The organism is Roseateles sp. P5_B10 (assembly GCF_056400485.1).
Window position 1 is genome coordinate 1 of record NZ_JBFULE010000374.1, and the last position, 5,109, is coordinate 5,109.

Here is a 5,109-nt window from a genome sequence, read left to right on the forward strand (position 1 = left end):
GCGTCGCGACTTGTCCGTCACGGCCACGCCGGCTTCGGTCTCGGTGGCATCGCGCTGCAGCAGCTTGGCGTAGGCGCGCCAGTCGCCTTGCAGCGGCAGTTTGCCGCCGAGGCGCAGCGCGGCCGAGCGCTCGTCGGTGCCGGCGTCGGCGCGCAGCAGCAGCCCCGTGTCCGCGGCCGGYCGGCGGATGATGTTGATCACCCCATTGACCGCGTTCGTGCCCCAGACGCTGCCGCCCGGGCCGCTGATGACCTCGATGCGGGCGACGTCGTCCAGCAGCACGTCCTGCTGGTCCCATTGCACACCCGAGAAATAGGGCGCGTAGACCGTGCGGCCGTCGATCAGCACCAGCAGCTTGTTGCCCACCGAGTCGTTGAAGCCCCGGGCGCTGATGGCGTACTGGTTGGCGTTGAGCCGCGCGACCTGCAGGTTGGGCGCCAGCAGCAGCGCCTCGGGCAGGCTGCGCGCGCCTGAGCGGCGTATCGCCTCGGCGCTGATCACGTACAGCGAAGCCGGCACCTGCGCCAGCTTCTCGATACGCCGCGACACCGAGCTGATTTCGATGTTGGACAGCTGCTCCAGCGACAGATCGCTCAGGTCCTGCGCCGTTGCGGGGGCGGCCAGCAGCGCCAGCAGCACGGCGCTGCCGCCGGCTCGGCGGCGGGTGGGGCGAGGCTTGTCCTCGTCAGTTGGCTGGCGCACGGATCACCTCCCTGTCGTCGGAGGTCTGAAATGACCCGGACTGGTCGCGCCAGCATAACAACGCTGTCCGCTGGATGCGGCGTCGCCGGCGCCGCTGGATAGACCCGCGGCCGGACCCCGCGGCGGAAGATTGATTCCCCCAGTTCGGAACAAAGCTTCCGGGCGGCGGCGGATGCGCCGCGCCGCAAACGCCGACAATGCCACCGCGCGCCGCTTGCGCGCACCGAAATCCCCTCATTCGATGTCTCATCTGATCGTCCACGGCGGCACGCCCCTCTCGGGCCGCATCATTCCCTCGGCGAACAAAAACGCCGTACTGCCCATCCTCTGCGCCACGCTGTTGACCAGGCAGCCGGTGCGCCTGCGCGGTGTGCCCGAGATCACCGACGTCAAGAAGATCGTCGAGGTCTTCCGCAAGCTCGGCTCGCAGGTCGAACTGGACTTCAAGACCGGCATCCTCGACGTCCACCACCGCGACACGCATTTCGACCCGGCCACCGACCGCCTGCCCGAGGAGATGCGCTCCTCCATCATGCTGGTGCCGGGCCTGATGGCCCGCTTCGGCGCCGCCCGCATCGAGGACGACGTCAAGGGCTGCACGCTGGGTGCACGCGAGATCGATCCGCACGTCGAGGTGTTCGAGCGCTTCGGCGCCCAGGTCCAGCGCCTGCCCGACGGCCTGGTGCTGCGCGTGCACCGCCCGCTGACGGCCAACCATCACTGGACCGACTACGCCTCCGTCACGACGACCGAGAACTTCGTGYTGTGCGCGGCACTGGCCGACGGCGTCTCCACGCTGACCAACGCCGCCAGCGAGCCGCATGTGCAGGAGTTCTGCAACTTCATGTCGCTGCTGGGCGCAAAGATCGAGGGCCATGGCACGTCCAAGCTGAAGATCACCGGCGTGCAGGAGCTTGGCGGCGCCGACTACACCTTCACCGAAGACTTCCACGAGATCGTCACCTTCCTGGCCCTGGGCGCCATCACCGGCGGCAACGTGCAGGTCAAAAACGGCGCGCCGGAGATGTTCCCGCTGCTGGACCGCACCTTCGCCAAGTTCGGCGTGCAGATCGTCCACGAGGACGGCTGGAGCCGCTGCGTCACGAACGGGCCGCTGAAGGTGAAGGAGCCCTTCACGCGCAACATCCTGCAGAAGGTGGAAGCCGCGCCCTGGCCCTATGTGCCGGTGGACCTGCTGCCCATCTTCGTGGCCTTGGGTGTCAAGGCCGAAGGCAGCGTGATGTTCTGGAACAAGGTCTATGACGGCGCCATGGGCTGGACCAGTGAGCTGGCCAAGTTCGGCGCCCATGCCTTCCTGAGCGATCCGCACCGCATGATCACCTTCGGCGGCAAGCCGCTGAGCCCGGCCGAGGTCGAGAGCCCCTACATCATCCGCGTCGCCATCGCGCTGCTGATGGTGGCGGCCAGCATTCCCGGCAAGAGCGTGATCAAGAACGCGACGCCGATCCGCCGCGCCCACCCCAATTTCGTCGAGCACATCGGCGAACTCGGGGCGCGCATGGAGTGGGTCGAGGGAGATTGAGTGTTGCGTGAGCTGTGTGCGGCCGCATGCCTGGTGGCTTCGGCCGCCCAAGCCGCGCCGCCCGCCGACACCATCCGCTGGGTGGCGCAGGACGTGCCGCCGCACTTCAGCTTCGTGCAGGGCCAGCCGCCGCGCAGCGCGGCCGAGCTGGGCCACGGCGAGGTGGACGGCTTCATGCGCGTGCTGCTGGCGCGCATGCCCGAGTTCCGGCATGAGTTCGTCGAGGCCAGCACCGCCCGCTATGAGGCCGAGAGCCGCCGCGGCGAGACCCTGTGCTCGACCCTGCATGTGCGCACGCCCGAGCGCCTGCAGTGGCTCTATTTCTCGCACCTCTACCCGCCGCTGATCTCGCGCGAGATCCATGTCATCGTGCCGCGCCAGCGGCTGGCCGAGCTGTCCCAGGCCCGGCCCGGGGACGGCCGCCTCGTGCTGGCCGACCTGCTCAAGCGCCATGACATGCGCCTGCTGCTGGCACGGGACCGCGCCTTCGGCGCGCAGATCGACAGCCTGCTGTCACACCAGGTCGTGCCACGGCTGGCCGTCGGCGCCCAGCTCAGCACCCAACTGCTGGACATGCTGCGCGCCGGCCGCATGGACTACACGCTGGAGTACCCCAGCGTCGTCAAGGAATACCTGGTCCGCGTCGGCGACCCCGGCGCCCTGGTGGCGCTGCCGGTGGCCGAGGGCCTGAGCACGTTGCTGGCCACGGTCTCCTGCAGCCGCACGCCGCAGGGCAGGCGGCATATCGAGGCCATCGACGCCGCGGTGCGCAAGCTCGCCCGGGAGCCCAACCGCGAGGCCTGGGTGCGTCAATGGCGCGGCAACCGTGCCGAGCCCCAGGACATGAAGCGGCTGAACGCCTACATGGACGAACGCGCCCGCGGCGGGCCGCGCATCGAATAGGCCGTGGCGAGACCGCCCAAGCCGGTCCTGCCGCTGCGCGAAGGCGTCGCGGCAAGTGCCGTGTTCTGTCCCGCCGGGCCCTGGGGCTCCATGGCCGCCTTCCTCGCCGAGCGCCTGCCGCGCGTGGTCGACTGGCCGGAACGCCTCGCGCGCGGCGACGTGGTGGACGACGCCGGCCACGCGGTCGTCGACTCGCCCTACCGTGGCGGTCGGCGCGTCTACTACTGGCGCCACCTGGACGTCGAGCCCGACATCCCGGCCGGGGAGCGCATCGTCTTCCAGGACGAGCACCTCCTTGTCGCCGACAAGCCGCATTTCCTGCCGGTGACGCCCAGCGGCATCTACGCTCGGCAGACGCTGATGGCACGTCTGCGCCACGCCACCGGCCTGGCGGACCTCAACCCCGTGCACCGGCTGGACCGCGAGACGGCGGGCCTCGTCGTCTTCAACCTCCGCCGTGACGAGCGCGACGCCTACCACCGCCTGTTCCGCGAGCGTGCCGTCGCCAAGGTCTACGACGCCATTGCGCCGCTCGGCCCCGGCCCCTGGCCGCGCGTGGTGCGGCACCGCCTGGAGGAGCCGGGGGGCGACAACTTCATGCAGATGCAGGTCGTCAACGGCGAACCCAACGCCGAGACCTGGATCGATCTCGTCGAGCTCTTGCCCGATGGGTTGGCGCGTTACGAGCTGCGTCCCCACACGGGGCTGCGTCACCAGTTGCGCGTGCAGATGAATGCCCTGGGTCTGCCGCTCGTCGGCGACCGCATCTACCCCGTGCTGCAGCCTCACGAGAACCCGCCGCGCTTTGACGCGCCGCTGCAGCTGGTGGCGCGGGCGATTGCATTCATGGACCCCGTTACAGGCCAGCCGCGGAGCTTCGAACGCGCGGCCCTCACAATCGCGCCGGAATGAACGCGCCGCCCAATCCCCAAGCCCAGGTCCAGGAACTGCGCCGCCAGCTGCAGTCCCTGCTTGACGCCGCCAAGGCCAATGAGCGCAAGCTGGACCGCTTCGACGCGCTGGAGCGCCGCCTCATCGCGGTGAGTTCGATGGAGGAGTTGGTCAACCTGCTGCTGGTCGACTGCCGCGACGACTTCGGCCTGGACGCCGCCGAGCTTTGGCTGCTGGACCCCGAGGAAGAGCTGCGCCGCGCCCTGCCGGCCCTGCCCATGATCAAGGCGCCGCGACTGCTGGACAGCCATGGCCCGCTGAAGGACCTGTTCGGCGCCGCGCGCACGGCCCGCCTCATCGGCCCGGGCCCGGACGAGGCGCTGCTCGCCAAGGCCTTCGACATGCAAGCCGGCGTGCGTTCCGCGGCCTTGCTGCCGCTGATCCGCCAGGGCCTCTTGATCGGCAGCCTGCACCTGGGCTCGCGCGACCCCGAACGCTACGACGCCGCCTCGGGCACCAAGTTCCTCGACCGCCTGTCGGCCATCGCGGCAATAGCCATCGAGAGCATGCTCAACCGCGAGCGCCTGCGCCGCGCCGGCATGACGGACGGCCTCACCGGCGTGCACAACCGCCGCTACTTCGACCACCGCAGCCTCATCGAGTTCAGCCAGGCCGTGCGCCATCGATACCCGCTGGCCTGCCTGTTCCTGGACATCGACCACTTCAAGGCCATCAACGACGGCCACGGCCATCCGGTCGGCGATGAGGTGCTGCGCCAGGTTGGCGGGCTGATCCTGCGTTCGCTGCGCACCGGCGATCTGGCGGCGCGCTACGGCGGCGAGGAGTTCATCGTGTTGCTGCCACGCACCGACCTGACGGGTGCCTGCGAGGTGGCGGAGCGCATCCGCCTGATGGTGCAGGAGGCGCCTTTCGTGACGCCCGATGGTGGCACCGTCAGCGCGACGCTGTCGGTCGGCCTGGCCATGCTGCCGGCCAGCGCCACGAGCTTCACCGACCTGCTGGCCGCGGCGGACAGGGCGCTCTACGAAGCGAAGCGGGCGGGGCGCAAC

5 protein-coding genes are annotated in these 5,109 nt (G+C 69.7%); 4 read left to right on the forward strand and 1 reads right to left on the reverse strand.

The window, feature by feature from the left end; genetic code table 11:
• Window positions 1-702, reverse strand: a 702-nt coding sequence (locus AC1DU6_RS19675) for a TonB-dependent receptor plug domain-containing protein (RefSeq protein WP_477859035.1), incomplete at its 3' end; no start/stop codon positions are given.
• Window positions 703-943: 241 nt separating this feature from the next.
• Here AC1DU6_RS19675 and AC1DU6_RS19680 point away from each other — a divergent pair.
• The 4 genes from AC1DU6_RS19680 to AC1DU6_RS19695 form a co-directional block, all read left to right on the forward strand.
• Window positions 944-2,245, forward strand: coding sequence for a UDP-N-acetylglucosamine 1-carboxyvinyltransferase (locus tag AC1DU6_RS19680; protein ID WP_457319870.1), 1,302 nt, complete (start codon window positions 944-946; stop codon window positions 2,243-2,245).
• On the forward strand, window positions 2,246-3,148 hold the full coding sequence (locus tag AC1DU6_RS19685; RefSeq protein WP_477859037.1) for a TIGR02285 family protein: 903 nt from the start codon (window positions 2,246-2,248) through the stop codon (window positions 3,146-3,148).
• 3 nt (window positions 3,149-3,151) lie between these two features.
• Entirely contained in the window at window positions 3,152-4,060 is a 909-nt protein-coding gene (locus AC1DU6_RS19690; protein WP_457319873.1) for a pseudouridine synthase, read from the forward strand.
• A partial coding sequence (locus tag AC1DU6_RS19695; protein WP_477859040.1) for a GGDEF domain-containing protein occupies window positions 4,057-5,109 on the forward strand: 1,053 nt, incomplete at its 3' end. The genes AC1DU6_RS19690 and AC1DU6_RS19695, both read left to right, overlap by 4 nt.